Below are 20006 nucleotides of genomic sequence, written 5' to 3' on the forward strand. Positions count from 1 at the left end.
GGGCTTACGGCCGGGACTTTACGGCCGGAAATGGCGCTCCAGACCCTGCCACACGTCGTCGTACCCCTTCTGCAGATGGTCGGCGTTCGCGGCCTGCGGGGTCGCGGTCACCGGCCAGCGGGTCTCGAACATGAAGGCGAGGCCGTCGTCGATCTTCTGCGGCTTCAACTCGGCGGCGCTGGCCCGGTCGAAGGTCTCCCGGTCGGGGCCGTGCGCGGACATCATGTTGTGCAGCGAGCCGCCGCCGGGCACGAAGCCCTCGGCCTTCGCGTCGTACGCGCCCTCGATCAGGCCCATGTACTCGCTCATCACGTTCCGGTGGAAGTACGGCGGCCGGAAGGTGTCCTCGCCGACCAGCCAGCGTGGGGCGAAGGCCACGAAGTCCACGTTCGCGAGGCCCGGGGTGTCGGAGGGCGAGGTGAGGACCGTGAAGATCGACGGGTCCGGGTGGTCGTACGAGATCGTCCCGATGACGTTGAAGCGGTGCAGGTCGTAGACGTACGGGGCGTGGTTGCCGTGCCAGGCGACGACGTCCAGCGGGGAGTGCCCGTACGTCGCGGACCAGAGGTTGCCGCAGTACTTGTTGATGACCTCGACCGGGCCCTCGACGTCCTCGTAGGCGGCGACCGGGGCCCGGAAGTCACGGGCGTTGGCCAGGCCGTTGGCGCCGATCGGGCCGAGGTCGGGGAGCTGGAAGGGGGCGCCGTAGTTCTCGCAGACATAGCCGCGGGCGGTCTCGTCGAGCAGCTCGACGCGGAAGCGGACCCCGCGCGGGATCAGCGCGACCTCGCCGGGGCGGGCGGCGAGCAGGCCCAGCTCGGTGCGGAGGAGGAGGCCGCCGCGCTCGGGGACGATCAGCAGCTCACCGTCCGCGTCGCCGAAGACCCGCTCCATGGAGGCGTTGGCGTGGTAGAGGTGCACGGCCATGCCGGTGCGCTGGGTCGCGTCGCCGTTGCCGCCGAGGGTCCACAGGCCGGCCAGCCAGTCGGTGCCGGGGGCCGGGTCGGGCAGCGGGTTCCAGCGCAGCCGGTTCGGGTCGGGCACGGTCTCGGTGAAGGGGGCGCCGCGCAGCGCGCCGTTGTCGACCCGGGTGTACGGCGGGTGCGCGGCCGACGGGCGGATCCGGTAGAGCCAGGAGCGGCGGTTGTGCGCCCGCGGCTCGGTGAAGGCGCTGCCGCTGAGCTGCTCGGCGTAGAGGCCGAGGGGTGCGCGCTGCGGCGAGTTGCGGCCGTGCGGCAGCGCGCCGGGGATCGCCTCCGAGCCGTGCTCGTTGCCGAAACCGGTGCTGTAGGTGAGCGCCTCGGCCGTCTTCCTGGCCTGCTCCGTGGTCATCGCCCGCTCCTGTCCTGAGTCCGCAAGGGAATCCTATGGGAGACCGTAGGATTCCGCGCGCCTCCCGTCAACGGGGCGTCGGGAGAAGGGATCGGAAGGCGTCGCGGGCGGATGCGTGCACGAGGGGGTCAAAAAAGATGAACATTGCTCTACTCTCACGCGCATGTCCCGGACCCGAAGGTTCGTCCTCGCGCTCTCGGTCGTGCTCGCGGCGCTCGCCGCGGCCCTCTTCACCGCCCCCGGGGCCCAGGCCCACGAGGAGCGGCCCGTCACCTTCCCCGACGGCTCCGGCAGCGTGCCGAAGCTCCGCACCGGCGAACCCGACCTCCTCGTCTGCAAGACCGACCGGACCGACTTCGCGCGCCGGATCTCCGGCTTCCCCGCCGCGCTCAAGACCCGCAACCTCACCCTCTTCGAGCGCTGCGCGGCCTCCGGGTACCGCCACCTCCAGCAGGCCGTCGACGCCGTCGACCGGCCCGGCCTCACCATCGCGATCCTCCCCGGCCTCTACGAGGAGGAACCCTCACAGCCCCCGCCCACCGGGGCCTGCGCCCGCCTGAAGGCCCCGAACTCCGCGCTCGGCTACCAGATCCTCAGCTACGAGCAGCAGCGGCAGTGCCCGCACAACCAGAACCTGGTCGCGATCCTCGGCAAGAAGGACCTCCAGATCGAGGGCACCGGCGCCTCCCGGCTCGACGTCGTCATCGACGCCAAGTACCAGAAGCTCAACGCGATCCGGGCCGACGGCTCCGACGGCGTCTACTTCCGCAACTTCACCGCCCAGCGCACCACCTTCAACTCGCTGTACGTCCTCGCCGCCGACGGCTTCGTCATCGACGACGTCCTCACCCGCTGGAACGACGAGTACGGCTTCCTCACCTTCGCCTCCGACCACGGCCTCTACAAGAACTGCGAGTCCTACGGCAACGGCGACTCCGGCATCTACCCCGGCTCGGCCTCGAACATCAACGACGGCCGCGGCTACGACGTCCCCCGCTACTCCATCGAGATCACCGGCTGCCGCAGCCACCACAATATGGTCGGCTACTCCGGCACCGCCGGGGACTCGGTCTGGGTCCACGACAACGAGTTCGACCACAACATGGGCGGCGCCTCCATGGACTCCGCCTTCCCCGGCCACCCCGGACTGCCCCAGAACCACGCCCGCTTCGAACGCAACCTGATCCACGACAACAACCAGAACTACTACCCGTACGTCGCCGACGGCACCTGCGCCAGACCGCCCGTGGAACGCGGCTACGAACGGGGCGTCGTCTGCCCCCAGATCTCCATGCCGCCCGGCACCGGCATCATCACCGCCGGCGGCAACTGGAACCTCTACGAGGACAACTGGGTCTACGGCCACCAGCGCGCCGCCTTCTACCTCAACGCCGTCCCCGCCTTCATCCGCGGCGAGTCCGCCTGGGGCAAGCAGACCGACACCTCCCACCACAACCGCTACGCCGGCAACCACCTCGGCGTCGACCGCTCGGGCGCCTCCCGCCCCAACCGCACCGACGTCTGGTGGGACGGCCAGGGCGGCGGCAACTGCTGGCAGGCCGACACCGGCGCCGGCAGCCCCGGCGCCCTGCCCGAGTGCGGCGCCCGGCGCGGCGAAGTCTCCGGCACCGCCGACCGCCTCGTCGGCGAACCCGTCAAACTCGCCCAGCTCCTCGTCTGCGCCGACTACGACGTCCAGGCCCGCCGCCTCCCGGCCGGCTGCGACTGGTACGGCGCCCGGGGCCTCCAGCGCGTCGAGACCCAACTCGCCCTCGGCAGCGCCCTCGTCCTCGCCCTCACCGGCGGCGCCCTGTGGTGGCGCCGACTGCGCGGCAACCGGCTCGCGGGCGCCGCCACCCTCCTCGGCCTCGCGGGCCTCACCCTCGACGTGGCCGGCTCGACCCTTGCCCTCACCCCCACCGCCGTCCCGGCCGTCGCGCTGCTCCTCACCGGCGCCTGGTGGACCCTCCTCGGCCTGGCCCTCCGCCCCGCCCGCCCCGCCTTCGCCCTGACCACCCTGGCCCTCGGCGCCCTCACTCTCCTCGACGCCTTCGACAAGGCGGTCCTCATGATCCCCGGCACCCCCGTGAGCCCCGCCTGGCTCCGCCTGCTCCTCGGCGTCGTCTGGGTCCTCTGGGCCGTGGTGGCGGCGGGCACCCGCCCCCCGACCCCAGAACCTGCCGAACCCGGGGGAGCGCGGGTGGAAGCCGGGGGTGTGGCGGCCGGACGTGGGGGCGCCGCCACATCCGCCTCCGTCCCCGGCGCCACTCCCGCCTCCGGTCCCGCCTCAGGGTCCGGCTCCATCTCTGGCCCCGTCCCTGTCTCGGGCTCCACCCCCACCCACACCTCCGGTCCTGCTTCCGGCTCCGGCTCCACCCCCACCCACACCTCCGGTCCTGCTTCCGGCTTCGGCTCCACCCCCACCTCCGGTCCTGCTCCTGCTCCTGGCCCCAACCCCGCGCCCCCGCCGACCCCCGACGTCCGCCCGCACCACGGGGAGGGATCCGCGTGACGCGCGTACTCGGGGCACCGCCCCTCGGGCGCCGGTTCGGCGGCCTCTGTCTGGCGCTCGTCCTGGCCGCCGCACCGGTCCTCGCGGGCTGCGGCGGCCGGGCCACCACCCACCACAAGCCCGGCACCGGCCACCAGGAGGCCACCGGCGGCAGCGGCACCCTGCTGTCGGCCCGGGACGAGGCCGGGCACCGGCTCCGGGAGCTTCCCGCGGCGGAAGCGCCCACCGTCCGGGCCGAGGTCCGCCCCGACTCCGAGGGCGGCTGGAACGTCCACCTCACCGTGGAGAGGTTCCTCTTCACCCCGGAGAGCACCGGCGGCGCGGCCGTCCCGGGCCGGGGCCACGCCCACCTCCTGGTCGACGGCCGCGAGACCGGCCGCCTCTACGGGGCCTGGGGACACGTACCGGCCGGCGCCCGCACCCTGACCGTCCGGCTCCACGCGGACGACCACACCGTCTGGGCCGCCGACGGCGCCCCCGTCCAGACCACCGTCCCCCTGGGCGAGGCCCCCGCCACCTCCGCCCCGCCGAGCCCGCGCCCCACCGAGCCCGGCCGGACCGTCACCCTCACCATCACCGGCAAGTCCGTCCAACCACCTCCTTCCCGCATCGAGTTGAAGAAGGGCGAGCAACTCACCCTCCGCGTCACCAGCGACCGCGACGACACCCTCCACGTCCACGGCTACGACCGTGAACTGCCGCTCTCTCCCGGCACGCCCGCCACCCTCACCCTCACCGTGGACCGCACCGGCCTCTTCGAGGTCGAGACGCACGATTCCGGACTCGTTCTGACCCAACTCGTCGTCCGATGACCACGGCCCTAGCCCATGCCCTCACCTCCGTCCCTATCCCCGTCTCCGTCCCTGCCCTCGCCCTTGCCCTTGCCCACGGGCACGATCCCGCTCATGCCCACGCCACGGCGTTCCCCCTTCCGCTCGCCCACGGCGTGGGCTCCCAGCACGACCTCCCCCTCTCCCCCTTCTACGCCTACGCCGGCGCCTTCACCGCGCTCCTCGTCTCCTTCCTCGCCCTCGGCCTGCTCTGGTCCTCCTCCCGCTTCCGGGGCGACCTGGCCGGGCGCCCGCTCCCCGCCGCCCTCCAGCGGGCCGCCGACGCCCCGTCCACCCGCACCGCCCTCCGGCTCCTCGGCGCCGCCGTCGCCCTCGTCTTCCTCCTCCACCTCCTCCTCGGCCCCGACGACCCGGACCGCAACCCCGCCCCCGGCGCCCTCTACGTCCTCCTCTGGGTCGGACTCGTCCCCGCCTCCCTCCTGTTCGGCCCCGTCTGGCGGCTGCTCAACCCCCTGCGCGCCCTCCACGCCCTCCACCCGCCGCGGAACCCCCGCCCGCTGCCCGCCGCCCTCGGCATCCGCCCCGCCGCCGCCGGTCTCCTCCTCTTCACCTGGCTCGAACTCGTCGCTCCCGACAACACCTCCCGCACCACCCTCCTGATCGCCCTCGCCCTCCACCTCGGCGTCCAACTCCTGGGCGCCGCCCGCTACGGCGACCGCTGGTTCGCCCACGCCGACCCCTTCGAGGCGTACTCCTCCCTCCTCGCCCGGCTCTCCCCGCTCGGCCGCCGCGCCGACGGCCGCCTGGTCCTGCGCTCCCCGTTCGACGGCCTCGACTCCACCCCCCAACGCCCCGGTCTCGTCGCCACCGTCTGCGTCCTCCTCGGTTCCACCGCCTACGACGGCCTCTCCGACAACCCCCGCTGGATCACCGCCCTCCAGACCTCACCCCTCGGCCCCGTCCCCACCGCCACACTCGGTCTCCTCGCCGCCGTGGCCCTCTCCGCCGCCTGCTACGGCCTCTGCGCCGGCGCCCTGCGCCTCATGGACCGCGAACTCACCACCCCCCTCACCTCCTTCGCCCACTCCCTGCTGCCCATCGCCCTCGGTTATCTCACTGCCCACTACTTCTCACTCCTAGTCACTGAATTTCCACGCACCGTAATCATGGCAGGGGGTACTGACAACACCCCCGCGCCCGCCCCACCCCTGGGCCCCGGCGGTCTCGCGACCCTCCAGGTCGCCGCCGTCGTCACCGGCCACGTCCTCGGCGTCGTCGCGGCCCACGACCGATCCGTGCGCCTCTTCCCGCCGGCCCGGGCCGTCGCCGGTCAACTCCCCCTGTTCGTGCTGATGATCGCGTACACCCTCGGCGGCATCGGCCTGCTCGTCGCCTGAGGCCCCGGCTTCGCCCGTCCCCGCCGGAGCGGCATCATGGACCCCGTGCCCCAGACCCGTCCCCCGACCGCTCCGGCGCTCCGCCGCGCCCCCGTGCAGCAGCGCAGCGCCGAACGGCTCGCCCGGATCCTCGACGCCTGCGCCCTACTCCTCGACGAGACCGGGTACGAGCGGCTGAGCACCCGTGCCGTCGCCGTCCGCGCCGGTGTCCCCATCGGCTCCGTCTACCGCTTCTTCGGCAACAAGCGGGCGATGGTCGCGGCCCTCGCCCTCCGCAACCTCGACCGGTACGCCGAGCGGGTCTCCGAGCGCCTCGCCGCGACGCCGCCCCTCGACGCGTACGGCGCCATCGACGGCGTCCTCGACGAGTTCATCGCGATGAAGCGGACCGTCCCGGGCTTCGCCCTCGTCGACTTCGGCGTGCCCGCCGCCGCACCCGGAGAGGCCTCCGGCGGCACCGCCGACGAGGAACCCGGCGATCCCGGCACCACCACCGACAGCCCCGGTACAGCCGCCGGCGGTCCCGGCACGGTCGCCGGCGACGACGGTTCGGGTGACGACGCGGACTCGGGCGAGGGCGCGGACTCGCGTGACGAGGCCGAGGATCCCAACCGGCTCGTTGCCGAGCGGATCTGCGGGCTCCTCGCCGCCCATCTGGGCCGTCCCGCCGACGAGGAACTTCACCGGAAGGTGCTCGTCGGGGTCGAGACCGCCGACGCCCTCGTACGGCTCGCCTTCCGTGCGGACCCCGCCGGAGACCCGGCGCTCGTCGACGAGACCCGGCTCCTCCTCCACGCGTACCTGGGCCCCTCCCTCTCGTAGGCCTCGTAGGCCTCGTAGGCCTCATAGGACTCGTAGGACTAGTGGGGTTCGTAGGGCTTTTAGGAGCCGCGGGCTCAGGGACGGCCCCGGGTCAGTCGCGTTCGCGCCAGCGGAGGACTTCGAGGGCGGCCGCCACGTCGAGCGGACGGGAAGCGAGCGGGAGCGGCAGCAGCCGGTCGGCGTGGGCGAGCCGCCGGAGCAGGGTGTTGCGGTGGACGAAGAGGCGGGCGGCCGCCCGGGAGGCGTTGCACTGCGCGGCGGTGAAGACGCGTACTGCCTCGGTGATCTCGGCCGGCGCCGTCGCCAGGTCACCGAGGACGCGCGTGACGAAGCGGTCGGCGTGCTCGGGGTCCTGGGTGAGGAGCGCGACGAGTTCGACCTCGTCGTACGAGGTCAGGCGTCGGGCGGACGAGAGCCTGGCCAGCATCCGCTGGGTGGTGAGCGCGTCGAGGTGGCCGCGGCGGAAGCCGTCGACGCCGGGCGCGGCCGAGCCGAGCGCGACGCGTACCGCCGGCAGTTCGTCCAGGGCGTCCCGGATCCGGTCCGTCTCGGGTCGGCCGTGGACCCACACCCAGCGGGTCGCGGCGCCCGCGATGACGCTCAGCGGCGGTGCCCCGTCCGCCGCGGCGGCGAGGGCGTCCGCGGCGCGGTCGAGCCGGTGCAGGTCGGCGTCGGGATCGTCGGTCCAGACGACGGCGGCGGTGTGCGTCGGGTCCAGGGCGTAGCCCAGCCGGGCCTGGGCGCGCTGCCGGGTGATCGGCGCGCCGTCCAGCAGCAGCGCCACGACCTCGCGGCGTTCGGCGTGGGTACCGCGGGTGAGCTCGCCGCGCTCCACGTGCATGCGTGCGGCGATGGCGGCGACGGTGCCGTCGACGAAGGCGGAGATGGACCGCAGCGACACGTCGAGCAGTTCGCGCAGGTCGTCGGTGTCGTCGGTGAGCGAGCAGGCGATCTGTGTCCACACGCGCACGGCGACGCCCTGACCGACCCGGTAGGCGTCGAGCGCGGTCTCGTCGAGGCCGCGCCGCACGAGGTCGCGGGCGATGGCCAGCGGCGCTTCCCCCTCGTTCGCGGGCACGGGTTCGCCCGGCGCGCGCACGTTGGAGGCCGCCCAGAACAGCAGGTTGGACCGGTTGGTCCGGCGCATCCCGGCGGCGAGCACCGGGTCGGCGGCGACCGCCTGCTGCGCCTGGCTGGACAGCGTGGCCGCGTCGAGTTCGGCGAGCCACTCCGGCCTGGGGTCGAGCGCGATCTCGGCGCCCCGACGGATCAGCTCCCGGACGCGGGGCGACGGCGGTTTCCACAGCGGCATACGGCGACTGTAGTGGTGCACATCGCACCGTACGGGCGCCCTTCCGGTGCACATCGCGCTTGGCCGCCCGGTCGTCCACGCCCCACCATGGTCGAACCGCACGTCGTCATTTCCTTCCTCGTCACCCTGTCCCGCAGCTCCGTTCTCTCCCGTCGCCCCGTCGCCCCGTCGCCCCGTCGGCCTGTCGCCCCGTCCTCACGCCGTCCCGCCGTCCCGTCCTCCCGCTGTCTCGTCGTCTGGAGCCGTCGCCCATGTCCGTTCCCTCAGTCCGGCCCACCGCCGAGCACCTCGACGTCCTGATCATCGGCGCCGGCATCTCCGGCATCGGGGCCGGCCGCTACCTGAAGACCGGCCTGCCGTCGAAGAGCTTCGCGATCCTGGAGGCCCGGGCCGCCTCCGGCGGGACCTGGGACCTGTTCCGCTACCCGGGGATCCGGTCCGACTCCGACCTGCACACCTTCGGCTACGAGTTCAAGCCGTGGCGGGACGAGGAGTCCATCGCCGCCGCGCCCCGGATCCTGTCGTACCTGCGCGAGACCGCGACCGAGAACGGACTCGACGATCACATCCGCTACCACCACAAGGTGCTCTCCGTCTCCTGGTCGAGCGACCTGGCGCGGTGGACGGTGCACGTCGAGCGCGCCGACACCGGCGAGCGGACGACGCTGACCTGCTCCTGGCTGTTCTGCGCGGGCGGCTACTACCGCTACGACCAGGGGTTCACCCCGCACTTCGAGGGCCGGGAGCGCTTCCGCGGCACGATCGTGCATCCGCAGCACTGGCCCGAGGACCTCGACCACACCGGCAAGCGGGTGCTGGTGATCGGCAGCGGCGCCACCGCGGTCACGCTGCTGCCCGCCATGGCCGACACCGCCGCGCACGTGACGATGCTCCAGCGGACCCCGTCGTACATCATGCCGGTGTCGAAGAAGGACGTGGTCGCCAACGCCCTGAAGAAGTACCTCGGGCAGGAGCGGGGTTACGCGCTGACCCGGCGCAAGAACATCGCCCAGCAGCGCTTCGTCTGGGCCTTCTGCCGGCGGTACCCGAAGGCCGCGCGCAAGTTCATCCGGTGGGTCAACGCCAGGCAGCTGCCCGAGGGCTACCCGGTCGACGAGCACTTCAACCCGCCGTACGACCCCTGGGACCAGCGCTTGTGCGCCGTGCCCGACGGGGACCTGTTCAAGGCCCTCCGCGCCGGGAAGGCCTCGGTCGTCACCGATCGGATCGCCACCTTCACCGAGAGCGGGGTACGACTGGAGTCCGGCCGCGAACTCGAGGCCGACGTCGTCGTCACCGCGACCGGCCTGAACGTGCAGGCGTTCGGCGGCGTCGAGGTCACCGTCGACGGCGAGGAGATCCGCCTCGCCGACACCATCGCCTACAAGGGCATGATGCTCTCCGGAGTGCCCAACCTGGCCTTCTCCATCGGCTACACCAACAGCTCCTGGACGCTGAAGGTCGGCCTGCTGTGCGAGCACTTCTGCCGACTCCTCTCCCACATGGACGCCTCCGGCCACGACGTCTGCCGGCCCGAGCCGGCGGATCCGGCGATGCCGACCCGGCCGTTCCTCGACTTCGGCGCCGGCTACATCCGGCGCGCGGTGGACCGGCTGCCCCGCCAGGGCGACCGGATGCCGTGGCTGACCTCGATGGACTACCACTCGGACGTCAAACTGCTCCGTTCCGACAGCGTCGTCGACCCGGAACTGCACTTCACCCGGTCCGGGGCCGCCCGTGCCACGGTGACGGCCGCCCGCGACGACGGCGGCTTCCCGCGCCACGACGGCCTTCTGGCGAGGGAGGCGACGACTTCCTGACGTGGGATACGGCGACTTTCCGACGAGGGAGACAGCGGCCTTCCGGCGAGGGAGACGGCGGCTTTCCAGCAAGGGAGGGGAGCGGTGCGGGCACACCCCTCCCCTCCCTCCCTACCGGTCGGTATGCTCGGCGCCACCCGACGCCCCAGGGAGACGCCATGTCCACCGCCCTGCGCATCTGCCCCCTCTGCGAAGCGACCTGCGGACTGACCCTGACGCTAGAAGGGACCAGGGTCACCGGGGCGCGCGGCGACCGTGACGACGTCTTCAGCCGGGGGTTCGTCTGTCCCAAGGGCGCCGCCTTCCCCGAGGTCGACGCCGACCCGGACCGGCTCCGCCGCCCCATGGTCCGGAAGGACGGCGAACTCCGGGAGGTCGACTGGGCCGAGGCGTTCGACACGATCGCCGCCCGAATCCGTCCGATCGTCGAGGAGTACGGGCCGGACGCCGTGGGTATCGTCCTGGGCAACCCCAATGTGCACACGATCGCCGGAGCCCTCTACCCGCCCCTGCTCGTCGGCGCGCTGCGCACCCGGAACCTCTTCACGGCGTCCACGCTCGACCAGATGCCCAAGCACGTGTCCAGCGGCCTGCTCTTCGGGGACCCCCTCGCCGTCCCCGTGCCGGACCTGGACCGCACCGACCACCTGCTCGTGCTCGGCGCCAACCCCCTGGACTCCAACGGCAGCCTGTGCACCGCCCCCGACTTCCCCGGCAGGCTCAGGGCGCTCCGCCGGCGCGGCGGCACCCTCACCGTCGTCGACCCCCGGCGCACCCGCACCGCGCGCCTCGCCGACCGGCACGTCGCGATCCGCCCCGGCGCCGACGCGCTGCTCCTCGCCGCCCTCGTCCACACCCTCTTCGCGGAGGACCTCACCGACCTCGGACCGCTCGCCGCCCACGTCGAGGGCGTCGAGGAGGTACGGGCCGCGGTACGGGAGTTCAGCCCCGAGACGGTCGCCGCCGCCTGTGACGTGGACGCCGCCACCGTCCGCGCCCTCGCCCGGGAGCTCGCCGCCGCGCCCACCGCCGCCGTCTACGGGCGGATGGGCAGCTCCACCGTGGCGTACGGCACCCTCGGCAACTGGCTGGTCGACGTCCTCAACGTCCTCACCGGCAACCTCGACCGGCCGGGCGGCGCGCTGTTCCCGCTCTCCGCCACCGCGCCCGCCCCGCGCCCCGCAGGACCCGGCAGGGGCTTCGCCCTCGGCCGCCGGCACAGCCGGGTCTCGCACCACCCCGAGGTCAAGGGAGAACTGCCCCTGGTCGCGCTCGCCGAGGAGATCGAGACCCCGGGGGAGGGGCGGGTCCGCGCCCTCGTCACCATCGCCGCCAACCCCGTCCTGTCCGCCCCCGACGGAGACCGCCTCGACGCGGCCCTCGGCTCCCTCGACCTCATGGTCGCCGTCGACCCGTACCTCAACGAGACCACCCGCCACGCCGACGTCCTGCTGCCCCCGCCGCCGCCCTCGCAGAGTGCCCACTTCGACTTCGCCTTCAACGGGTTCGCCGTCCGCGACCAGGTCCGCCACACCCCGGCGGCCGTTCCCCTCGAAGCGGGCCGGATGGACGAGTGCGAGATCCACGCCCGGCTGATCCTCGCGGTTTCGGGCATGCACGGCGCGCCGCCCTCGGCCGTGGACGACCTCGCCATCCGCACCACCCTCGCCAAGGCCGTGGCGCAGGAGCACTCGCCGGCGTACGGCGCCGACCCCGAGGAGTTCGCGGCCCGGCTCACCGGGGACACCGGAGCCGAGCGGCGACTCGACCTGATGCTGCGGCTCGGCCCGTACGGGCTCACCCTCGACGAGCTGAAGGCGCACCCGCACGGCATCGACCTCGGCCCGCTCAAGCCCCGCCTGCCCCAGCTCCTCAAGACCCGCAGCGGACGGATCGAGCTCCTGCCCGCGCCGCTCGCCGCCGACCTGCCCCGGCTGCGCGCCGCGCTCGACGCCGTACCCGACCCGGACGCCCTCCGGCTCGTCGGGCGCAGGCACCTGCGCTCGAACAACAGCTGGCTGCACAACACACCGGCGCTCGGCGGCGGTTCGAACCGGTGCACGCTCCAGGTGCACCCCCGGGACGCGGACCGGCTGCGGCTGACCGACGGCGGGCTCGCCCGGGTCAAGGGGGAGGGCGGCGAGCTGGAGGTACCGGTCGAGATCACCGACGGGGTGCGGCCGGGCGTGGTGAGCCTCCCGCACGGCTGGGGTCACGACCGGGCGGGCACCCGGCTCGCCGTGGCGTCCGTCCGCCCCGGAGTCAATGTCAACCAGCTCCTCGACGGGTCGCGGATCGACCCCCTCTCCGGCACCGCCGTGCTCAACGGCTTCCCCGTCGAGGTGTCGCCCCTGCCGTGATCCGGAGCGCCGCTCCGCTGTGATCCGGCGTGATCCGAAGCGCCTCCCGGTCACGACCCGAAGCGCCTCCCGGTCACGACCCGGAGCGCCTCCCGGTCACGACCCGGGGTGCCTCCCGGGCGTGATCCGGAGTTCCGTCCTGCCGTGCCCCGGTGCCCCACCCTGCCGCGCCTCCGAGCCGCACCCCCGTATTGACCTGGGGTTTTGCTCGTATTGCTCACACGTCAACACCTTGTTAACGGCGGAAGGGGGCACCTACGGTCGTCCGGACCGCCGCTCGGCGGCAGTTCAAGGGTGAACGTGAGGTGTCCTCCATGCTGACCGTCCTCGGCTTCGCCATGATCGCGACCTTCCTGGTCCTGATCATGACGAAGAAGATGTCGCCGATCGCGGCGCTCGTGCTGATCCCCGCGCTCTTCTGCGTCGCGGTCGGGCAGGGGGCCCGGCTCGGCGACTACGTCATCGACGGCGTCGGCAACCTGGCGCCGACGGCCGCGATGCTGATGTTCGCGATCGTCTATTTCGGCGTCATGATCGACGTCGGCCTCTTCGACCCGATCGTCCGGGGCATCCTGCGCTTCTGCAAGGCCGACCCCGTGCGGATCGTCGTGGGCACGGCGGTGCTCGCCGCGATCGTCTCCCTGGACGGCGACGGTTCCACCACGTTCATGATCACCGTCTCGGCGATGTACCCGCTCTACAAGCGGCTCGGGATGAGCCTGGTCGTCATGACGGGCATCGCCGCCACCGCCAACGGCGTCATGAACACCCTGCCCTGGGGCGGTCCCACCGCCCGCGCCGCGACCGCCCTGAAACTGGACGCCGCCGACATCTTCGTGCCGATGATCCCCGCGCTCGGCGTGGGCCTGCTCTTCGTCTTCGCCCTCGCGTACGTCCTCGGCCGCCGCGAGCGCAAGCGCATCGGCTACCTCACGCTCGACGAGGCCCTGGTGCCGGAGACCGACACGGTGCTGGTCGCGGCCGGTGGCGGCGAGAGCGCGGCCGGCCGCGTGACTGCCGGTGGCGGTGGCGGTGGCGGTGCCGGTGGCGGTGGCGGTGGCGGTACCGGTGAGGGGGAGGGGGAGGACAAGGGCGCGGAGGACGGTGACGGGTTCCAGGGGCTCGACCCCGACCGGCCCACGCTCCGGCCCCGGCTGTACTGGTTCAACGCCGGTCTGACGGTCGCGCTGCTCACCGCGATGATCCTCGAACTGCTGCCGATCCCGGTGCTGTTCCTCCTCGGCGCCGCCCTCGCGCTCACCGTCAACTATCCGGACATGGCCGAGCAGAAGGCCCGCATCGCCGCCCACGCCGACAACGTCCTCAACGTCTCCGGCATGGTCTTCGCCGCCGCCGTCTTCACCGGCGTCCTCACCGGTACGGGCATGGTCAAGCACATGGCGGACTGGCTCGTCGGCGCGATCCCCGAGGGCATGGGGCCGCACATGGGCCTGGTCACCGGTGTGCTGAGCCTCCCGCTCACCTACTTCATGTCGAACGACGGCTTCTACTTCGGCGTGCTTCCGGTCCTCGCGGAGGCGGGCGCGGCCCACGGCGTCTCGCCCCTGGAGATCGCCCGGGCGTCGGTCGTCGGCCAGGCCCTGCACATGTCGAGCCCGCTGGTGCCGGCGGTGTACGTGCTCGTGGGCATGGCGAAGGTGGAGTTCGGCGACCACACCAAGTTCACGGTGAAGTGGGCCGCGCTGACCTCGCTGGTCGTGCTGGCGGCGGCGGTCCTCTTCGGGATCGTCTGAAGCGCCCGTTCTCCGAAGCGCCCGGTTTCCGAGGCATCCGGTTTCCGAGGCGCCTGGTCTCCGGGGCATCCGGTCTCCGAGGCGCCCGGTCTGCGAAGTCCTCAGTCTCCGAACCCGCCCGGTCCCGGGCGGGTTCGGCGGGCTCTGCGCCGGACGGGCGACTCGGAGATCGACACGAGCATGTCGCCACCCTCCGCAGTCATCCGATGACTGATAGTCGGATTATCGGCTGAAACACCCGACATGTCCTTTCCTGGAGGAGCTCGCATGCCCGCTCGTGCTGTCCGCCCCCTCGCCGCCACCCTCGCGGCCACGGCCGCCTTCGGCGGCCTCGCCCTCGCAGGCGCCCCGGCCGCGTTCGCCGCCCCCGGCGACAACGGCGACATCAAGGTTCACAAGGTCGGCACCCCCTACGGCGACCTGAACGACGAGGCGAGGGTCTGCAGGTTCTACCTCGCGGCCTTCAACTTCGACATCCTCCAGGAGGTCAGCTGGGAGATCACCCCGCAGCCGCCCCGGCCCGAGGTCCCCACCCTCAGCGGCCGCGTCGCGCTGAACACCGGGATGGGCCACACCAACCCGCTGACGCTGCCCGAGGGCCAGTACCGGGTCACCTGGACCTTCCCGGGTGCCACCCCCACCGGCAAGCAGAAGATCTTCACGGTCGACTGCCACGGCAACGGCCCGGGCGGACGCCCGAACAACGGCCCGAACAACGGCTCCGGCAACAACTGGTCCAACAACGACAACGCCGACACCAACAACGGCGGCGGCAACTGGTCCAACAACGGGCAGGGCCGGCCCCCGCAGGGCCCGGTGGGCGCGGGCGGCGGTGGCGTGCAGCTCGCCGCGGCCGAGGAGTCCTCCACCTTCGGCGTCGGGGCGGCCGTCGCCGCCGGTCTCGCCGGCACGGCCGGACTGGTCATGCTCCGCCGCTCGCGCCGCCGCAACGATGGCGCCGCGTAGGTCCCGCATCACGCGCAGGCGACGGCGCCTGTTCCGGCTCGCCAGGACCGTGACGGCGGTCGTGGTCCTGGTGGTCGGAGGCTTCTGGTGGGCGGGCGACGAGGAACCCGCCGCCCCGCCCCTCGCCGCCGCCCCTGCCGCTTCCGGCGGAGCCGGAACGGCGGAGGTGGAGGCGGCGGGAGCGGTCGCGGCGGCCGGCGCTCCGGCCGCCCTGGACCGCCAGGCGAAACCCGAGGCCCCGCCGGAGAGCACGCCCCCGCCGGCGAGCGCCCCCTCTCCGAAGGCCGCGCCTCCTGCGCAGGCGGTGCCCTCCCCGAAGGGCCCGACGAGCCAGGCGAATCGGACGAGCCCGAAGAGTTCGACGAGCCAGACGAGCCCGAAGAACCAGGCGAGCCCGACGAGCCCGAAGAGCACGCCCTCCCCGAAGGCCGTGCCCCGGCCGAGGAGCGCGTCCCAGGGAGCGCTCGCGCCGCTTCCCCGCTCGCGCCCCACCGCCGTCGCCGTCCCGGCCATCACCATCGAGGCCCCCGTGACCGACCTGCACCTCGACCGGAAGGGGCAGCTCGCCGCCCCGCCGGTCGACAACCCCAGCATCGTCGGCTGGTACGCCAAGGGGCCCACGCCGGGCGAGCGCGGGACCGCCGTCGTCGTCGGTCACCGCGACACCCTCACCGGACCCGCGGTCTTCCTCAACCTCGGCGTCCTCAACCCCGGCAACACCGTCCGGGTCGCCCGCGCCGACGGCAAGGTGGCCGTCTTCACGGTCGACCGCATCAAGACGTACGCCAAGAACGACTTCCCCGACGAGGAGGTGTACGGCGCCACCGGGCGGCCCGAACTGCGACTGCTCACCTGTGGCGGAGCCTTCGACCGCAAGACGGGTTACGAGGCGAACATCGTCGTCTTCGCCCACCTCACCGACATCGCCCAGAAGATCTGACGCTCCCGGAGCGCCGAGTACCGACACGAGTACCGGCACGCTGAAATACCGGCACGCTGAAATACCGGCACACTGAAGTACCGGCACACTGAAGTGCCGAAGCGCCTCGAACGTCCGGTCGACGGATCCCAGCCGCTCCGTCGACCCCCTCCCGCCGCGCCCGGCGGGCCACACCGACCGGTGTGCGCCCCGCCGGGCGCGGCGGCGCGTCCGGGCCGCGTCCCCCGGCGGCAAGGCGGAGCGGTCCGGTTCCGGTGCTCCGTGCCTGTCCGGTTCCGCCGTGGACGGCGCCCGGTCCGGGGCGGCACGATCGGCTCCGTACCGGAAATCCCGTGGAGGCACCGGACCGGTCCGGGACTGAGACCCGGGGCACGCCCCGCCGCCCTGGCGCCGGAAAACTAACGGCGCTAGTTTGGGTGGGCGACGAACCCGTCGGTAACGTGAGGAGACAGCGGATGAAGGCGCACGACGCGATGTACATCGGCGGGGAATGGCGTCCCGCCTCCTCCACGGACACCATCGCGGTGGTCAACCCGGCGGACGAGCAGGTCATCGGCCACGTCCCGGCCGGCACCGCCGAGGACGTCGACGCCGCCGTACGCGCCGCCCGCGCCGCGCTGCCCGGCTGGGCCGCCACCCCGCCCGCCGAGCGCTCCGCCCGCATCGCCGCCCTGCGCGACGCGCTCGCCGCCCGCGCGGAGGAGATCGCCGCCACCGTCACCGCCGAGCTCGGCGCCCCGCCGCAGCTCGCCGCCGCCGTCCACGCCGGGCTGCCGATCGCCGTCGCCGGCACGTACGCCGAACTCGCCGCCACCCACCCCTTCGAGGAGAAGGTCGGCAACTCCACCGTCTACGCCGAGCCGGTCGGCGTCGTCGCCGCGATCACCCCCTGGAACTATCCGCTCCACCAGATCGTCGCCAAGGTCGCCCCGGCCCTCGCCGCCGGCTGCACCACCGTCCTCAAGCCCGCCGAGGACACCCCGCTCACCGCGCAGCTCTTCGCCGAGGCCGCCCACGAGGCGGGCCTGCCCGCCGGCGTCTTCAACCTGGTCACCGGCCTCGGCCCGGTCGCCGGTCAGGCGCTCGCCGAGCACCCGGACGTCGACCTCGTCTCCTTCACCGGCTCCACCGCCGTCGGCCGCCGCATCGGCGCCCTCGCGGGCGGCGCGGTCAAGCGGGTCGCCCTCGAACTCGGCGGCAAGTCCGCCAACGTGATCCTGCCGAGCGCCGACCTCCCCAAGGCCGTCGCCGTCGGCGTCGCCAACGTCATGTCCAACTCCGGCCAGACGTGCAGCGCCTGGACCCGCATGCTGGTCCCCGCCGACCGGTACGAGGAGGCGGTGGCGCTCGCCGCCGAGGCCGTCGCCAAGTACGTCCCCGGCGAGCGCGTCGGCCCGCTGGTCAACGCCAAGCAGCAGGAGCGCGTCCGCGGCTACATCGAGAAGGGGGTCGAGGAGGGCGCCCGGCTCGTCGCCGGCGGCCCCGAGGCCCCGCGCGAGACCGGCTACTACGTCTCCCCGACCGTCTTCGCCGACGTCACCCCGGACATGACCATCGCCCAGGAGGAGATCTTCGGGCCGGTCGTCTCGCTCCTGAAGTACGAGGACGAGGCGGAGGCCCTCGCCATCGCCAACGGCACCGTCTACGGCCTCGCCGGAGCCGTCTGGGGCGACCCGGAGGAGGCCGTCGCCTTCGCCCGCCGCATGGACACCGGCCAGGTCGACATCAACGGCGGCCGCTTCAACCCGCTGGCCCCCTTCGGCGGTTACAAGCAGTCCGGCGTCGGCCGGGAGCTGGGCGCGCACGGCCTCGCCGAGTACCTCCAGACCAAGTCCCTGCAGTTCTGAGCCCGCGCCCTTCCTGGAAACAGCCCGAGCCCCGAGGAGCACCGCACGTGAGCCTGATCCGCGCCGCCGTCCTGCCCGCCGTCGGCGCTCCGCTGGAGATGACCGACATCGAGCTCCCGGAGCCCGGCCCCGGCCAGGTCCGGGTCCGCCTCGCCGCCGCCGGCGTGTGCCACTCCGACCTCTCCCTCTCCAACGGCACCATGCGCGTACCGGTCCCGGCCGTCCTCGGCCACGAGGGCTCCGGCACCGTCGTCTCCGTCGGCGAGGGCGTCACGCACGTCGCCCCCGGTGACGAGGTCGTCCTCAACTGGGCGCCGTCCTGCGGAAGCTGCCACCCCTGCTCGCTCGGCGAGGTCTGGCTCTGCGCCGACGCCCTGACCGGCGCGGGCAACATCCACGCCCGCACCCAGGACGGCACCGAGCTGCACCCCGGCCTCAACGTCGCCGCCTTCGCCGAGGAGACGGTCGTCGCCGCCCGCTGCGTCCTGCCCGTGCCCGACGGCGTCCCGCTCGCCGACGCCGCCCTGCTCGGCTGCGCCGTGCTCACCGGCTGGGGCGCGGTCCACCACTCCGCACGGGTCCGGGAGGGCGAGACCGTCGCGGTGTACGGCGTCGGCGGCGTGGGCCTCGCCGCGCTCCAGGCCGCCCGGATCGCGGGCGCGGCGACGATCGTCGCCGTGGACGTCTCCCCGGAGAAGGAGGCCCTCGCGAGGGCGGCCGGGGCCACCGAGTACGTCGTCGCCTCCGCGACCACGGCGAAGGACATCAGGAGGCTGACCGGCGGGCAGGGCGTCGACGTGGCCGTGGAGTGCGTGGGCCGCGCCGTCACCATCCGCACCGCCTGGGAGTCCACCCGGCGCGGCGGCCGGACCACGGTCGTCGGCATCGGCGGCAAGGACCAGCAGGTCACCTTCAACGCCCTGGAGATCTTTCACTGGGGCCGCACCCTGGCCGGCTGCGTCTACGGCAACTCGAACCCGGCCGAGGACCTGCCGGTCCTCGCCGGGCACATCAGGGCCGGCCGGTTCGACCTCGGCTCCCTCGTCACCGAGCGGATCACCCTGGACGGCATCCCCGGCGCCTTCGACAACATGCTCGCGGGCAAGGGCGGCCGGGCCCTGGTCGTCTTCCCCTGAAGCCCTGAAGCCCTGAAGCCCTGAAGCCCTGAAGCCCTGAGGCTCACGCGGCAGACTCCCGCGACATCACAGGTCGAGGGTGAGGCGTGGGCCGCGCGAGCGGCCCACGCAGATCATCATCGAGGCCCCCGCGGCCTTCTCCGCCTCGCCGAGGACGGAGTCGTGGTGCTCGGGCGTCCCCCCGAGCACCTTCGTCTCGCAGGTGCCGCACCAGCCCTCCTCGCAGGAGTACGCCACGCCCGGCACCACCTCCCGCACCGCGTCGAGCAGGCTCCGCCCCGGCTCCACCCGGACCGTCAGCCCGCTCCGGCGCAGCTCCGCCTCGAAACCGCCCCCTGGGTCCGGCACCGGCACCGGCGCGGTCGCCGGCGCCGCCCCGAACCGCTCCGTGTGCAGCGCCCCCGTCCAACGCTCCTCCACCGCCCGCAGCAGCCCCTCCGGACCGCAGCAGTAGACGGCCGTCGACGGGGGCAGCGCCCCGAGGGCCGCGTCCAGGTCGAGGAGTCCCGCCGTGTCCTGCGGCACCAGCGTCACCCCGGGCAGCCCCGCCAGCTCCTCGCGGTACGCCATCGAGGCCAGGCTCCGGCCCCCGTACAGCAGGGACCAGGAGGCCGGGGGCAGGGAGCGGAGCATCGGAAGCAGCGGGGTGATGCCGATGCCGCCCGCGACGAACAGGTACCGCTCGGCGGGCACCAGCGGGAAGCGGTTGAACGGCCCCCGCACCCCGAGGACCGTGCCCGGGCCCACGGAGGCGTGGACCTCCTCCGAACCGCCCCGGCCCGCCGGCTCCCGCAGCACCCCCAGCCGGTAGACCTCCCGGTCGTCCGGGTCGCCGCACAGCGAGTAGTGCCGGACCGCCCCGGACGGCAGGGTGACCTCCAGGTGCGCGCCGGGCTCCCACGGGGCCAGGTCGGCGCCCGAGGGGTCGGCGAGCAGGAGCCCGAGGACGCCCTCGGCCTCCCGGACGACCGACCGGACCGTCAGCCGGAACACGGACATGCGACACCTCGAAGCTCG

At 73.4% G+C, this 20006-nt stretch carries 14 protein-coding genes; 11 read left to right on the forward strand and 3 right to left on the reverse strand.

The features are described 5' to 3' along the window. Nucleotides 1-18: 18 nt before the first annotated feature. The gene (gene hmgA / locus ACWGSR_RS16625; protein WP_453567109.1) at nucleotides 19-1332 is read right to left on the reverse strand and encodes a homogentisate 1,2-dioxygenase; all 1314 of its coding nucleotides are present in this window, start codon (nucleotides 1330-1332) and stop codon (nucleotides 19-21) included. Between the two features lie 163 nt (nucleotides 1333-1495). Between hmgA and ACWGSR_RS16630 the strand changes: the two genes are divergently transcribed. Genes ACWGSR_RS16630 through ACWGSR_RS16645 form a run of 4 tightly spaced genes read left to right on the forward strand, consistent with a single transcriptional unit; the run spans nucleotide 1496 to nucleotide 6854 of the window. After that, nucleotides 1496-3844, forward strand: a complete 2349-nt coding sequence (locus tag ACWGSR_RS16630) for a right-handed parallel beta-helix repeat-containing protein (protein ID WP_453567111.1) — start codon at nucleotides 1496-1498, stop codon at nucleotides 3842-3844. Beyond that, on the forward strand, nucleotides 3841-4656 hold the full coding sequence (locus ACWGSR_RS16635) for a hypothetical protein (protein ID WP_453567113.1): 816 nt from the start codon (nucleotides 3841-3843) through the stop codon (nucleotides 4654-4656). The genes ACWGSR_RS16630 and ACWGSR_RS16635 overlap by 4 nt, the downstream gene beginning before the upstream one ends. Beyond that, nucleotides 4653-6032 carry a hypothetical protein gene (locus ACWGSR_RS16640; RefSeq protein WP_453567115.1) on the forward strand — a complete coding sequence of 460 codons (1380 nt, stop codon included), beginning with the start codon at nucleotides 4653-4655 and terminating at the stop codon, nucleotides 6030-6032. The genes ACWGSR_RS16635 and ACWGSR_RS16640 overlap by 4 nt, the downstream gene beginning before the upstream one ends. A 36-nt stretch (nucleotides 6033-6068) precedes the next feature. Continuing rightward, nucleotides 6069-6854, forward strand: a complete 786-nt coding sequence (locus tag ACWGSR_RS16645) for a TetR family transcriptional regulator (protein ID WP_453567117.1) — start codon at nucleotides 6069-6071, stop codon at nucleotides 6852-6854. Nucleotides 6855-6945: 91 nt separating this feature from the next. On the opposite strand, the gene ACWGSR_RS16650 is transcribed toward ACWGSR_RS16645, so the two are convergent. Beyond that, a complete protein-coding gene (locus ACWGSR_RS16650; RefSeq protein WP_453567119.1) occupies nucleotides 6946-8166 on the reverse strand; it encodes a PucR family transcriptional regulator in 1221 nt (406 codons plus the stop codon). 251 nt (nucleotides 8167-8417) lie between these two features. Here ACWGSR_RS16650 and ACWGSR_RS16655 point away from each other — a divergent pair, with 251 nt between their 5' ends. From ACWGSR_RS16655 to ACWGSR_RS16685, 7 genes are all read left to right on the forward strand, one after another. Next, on the forward strand, nucleotides 8418-9986 hold the full coding sequence (locus tag ACWGSR_RS16655; RefSeq protein ID WP_453567121.1) for a flavin-containing monooxygenase: 1569 nt from the start codon (nucleotides 8418-8420) through the stop codon (nucleotides 9984-9986). Nucleotides 9987-10144: 158 nt separating this feature from the next. Continuing rightward, nucleotides 10145-12346, forward strand: a complete 2202-nt coding sequence (locus ACWGSR_RS16660; protein WP_453567123.1) for a molybdopterin-dependent oxidoreductase — start codon at nucleotides 10145-10147, stop codon at nucleotides 12344-12346. Between the two features lie 314 nt (nucleotides 12347-12660). Further along, entirely contained in the window at nucleotides 12661-14100 is a 1440-nt protein-coding gene (locus ACWGSR_RS16665; protein ID WP_453567125.1) for a CitMHS family transporter, read from the forward strand. 267 nt (nucleotides 14101-14367) lie between these two features. Continuing rightward, a complete protein-coding gene (locus tag ACWGSR_RS16670; protein WP_453567127.1) occupies nucleotides 14368-15066 on the forward strand; it encodes a hypothetical protein in 699 nt (232 codons plus the stop codon). 49 nt (nucleotides 15067-15115) lie between these two features. Then, nucleotides 15116-16006 (forward strand): class F sortase, encoded by an 891-nt coding sequence (locus ACWGSR_RS16675; RefSeq protein WP_453567129.1) that lies wholly within the window; start codon nucleotides 15116-15118, stop codon nucleotides 16004-16006. Between the two features lie 455 nt (nucleotides 16007-16461). Further along, a complete protein-coding gene (locus ACWGSR_RS16680) occupies nucleotides 16462-17853 on the forward strand; it encodes an aldehyde dehydrogenase family protein (protein ID WP_453567131.1) in 1392 nt (463 codons plus the stop codon). A 53-nt stretch (nucleotides 17854-17906) separates the two neighbouring features. Then, nucleotides 17907-18989, forward strand: a complete 1083-nt coding sequence (locus tag ACWGSR_RS16685) for a Zn-dependent alcohol dehydrogenase (protein ID WP_453567250.1) — start codon at nucleotides 17907-17909, stop codon at nucleotides 18987-18989. Nucleotides 18990-19055: 66 nt separating this feature from the next. On the opposite strand, the gene ACWGSR_RS16690 is transcribed toward ACWGSR_RS16685, so the two are convergent. Further along, nucleotides 19056-19988: a PDR/VanB family oxidoreductase gene (locus ACWGSR_RS16690; protein ID WP_453567133.1), complete on the reverse strand. Its 933-nt coding sequence runs from the start codon at nucleotides 19986-19988 to the stop codon at nucleotides 19056-19058. Nucleotides 19989-20006: the final 18 nt, after the last annotated feature.

The organism is Streptomyces sp. NPDC055632 (genome assembly GCF_053618675.1).

Excerpts from the sequence above, each read along its gene's own strand:
- ACWGSR_RS16665 (WP_453567125.1), top strand. The coding sequence starts at position 12,661 with ATGCTGACCGTCCTCGGCTTCGCCATGATCGCGACCTTCCTGGTCCTG.
- ACWGSR_RS16630 (WP_453567111.1), top strand. The coding sequence starts at position 1,496 with ATGTCCCGGACCCGAAGGTTCGTCCTCGCGCTCTCGGTCGTGCTCGCG.
- hmgA (WP_453567109.1), bottom strand. The coding sequence starts at position 1,332 with ATGACCACGGAGCAGGCCAGGAAGACGGCCGAGGCGCTCACCTACAGC.
- ACWGSR_RS16645 (WP_453567117.1), top strand. The coding sequence starts at position 6,069 with ATGGACCCCGTGCCCCAGACCCGTCCCCCGACCGCTCCGGCGCTCCGC.
- ACWGSR_RS16660 (WP_453567123.1), top strand. The coding sequence starts at position 10,145 with ATGTCCACCGCCCTGCGCATCTGCCCCCTCTGCGAAGCGACCTGCGGA.
- ACWGSR_RS16640 (WP_453567115.1), top strand. The coding sequence starts at position 4,653 with ATGACCACGGCCCTAGCCCATGCCCTCACCTCCGTCCCTATCCCCGTC.
- ACWGSR_RS16690 (WP_453567133.1), bottom strand. The coding sequence starts at position 19,988 with ATGTCCGTGTTCCGGCTGACGGTCCGGTCGGTCGTCCGGGAGGCCGAG.
- ACWGSR_RS16655 (WP_453567121.1), top strand. The coding sequence starts at position 8,418 with ATGTCCGTTCCCTCAGTCCGGCCCACCGCCGAGCACCTCGACGTCCTG.
- ACWGSR_RS16670 (WP_453567127.1), top strand. The coding sequence starts at position 14,368 with ATGCCCGCTCGTGCTGTCCGCCCCCTCGCCGCCACCCTCGCGGCCACG.
- ACWGSR_RS16650 (WP_453567119.1), bottom strand. The coding sequence starts at position 8,166 with ATGCCGCTGTGGAAACCGCCGTCGCCCCGCGTCCGGGAGCTGATCCGT.
- ACWGSR_RS16680 (WP_453567131.1), top strand. The coding sequence starts at position 16,462 with ATGAAGGCGCACGACGCGATGTACATCGGCGGGGAATGGCGTCCCGCC.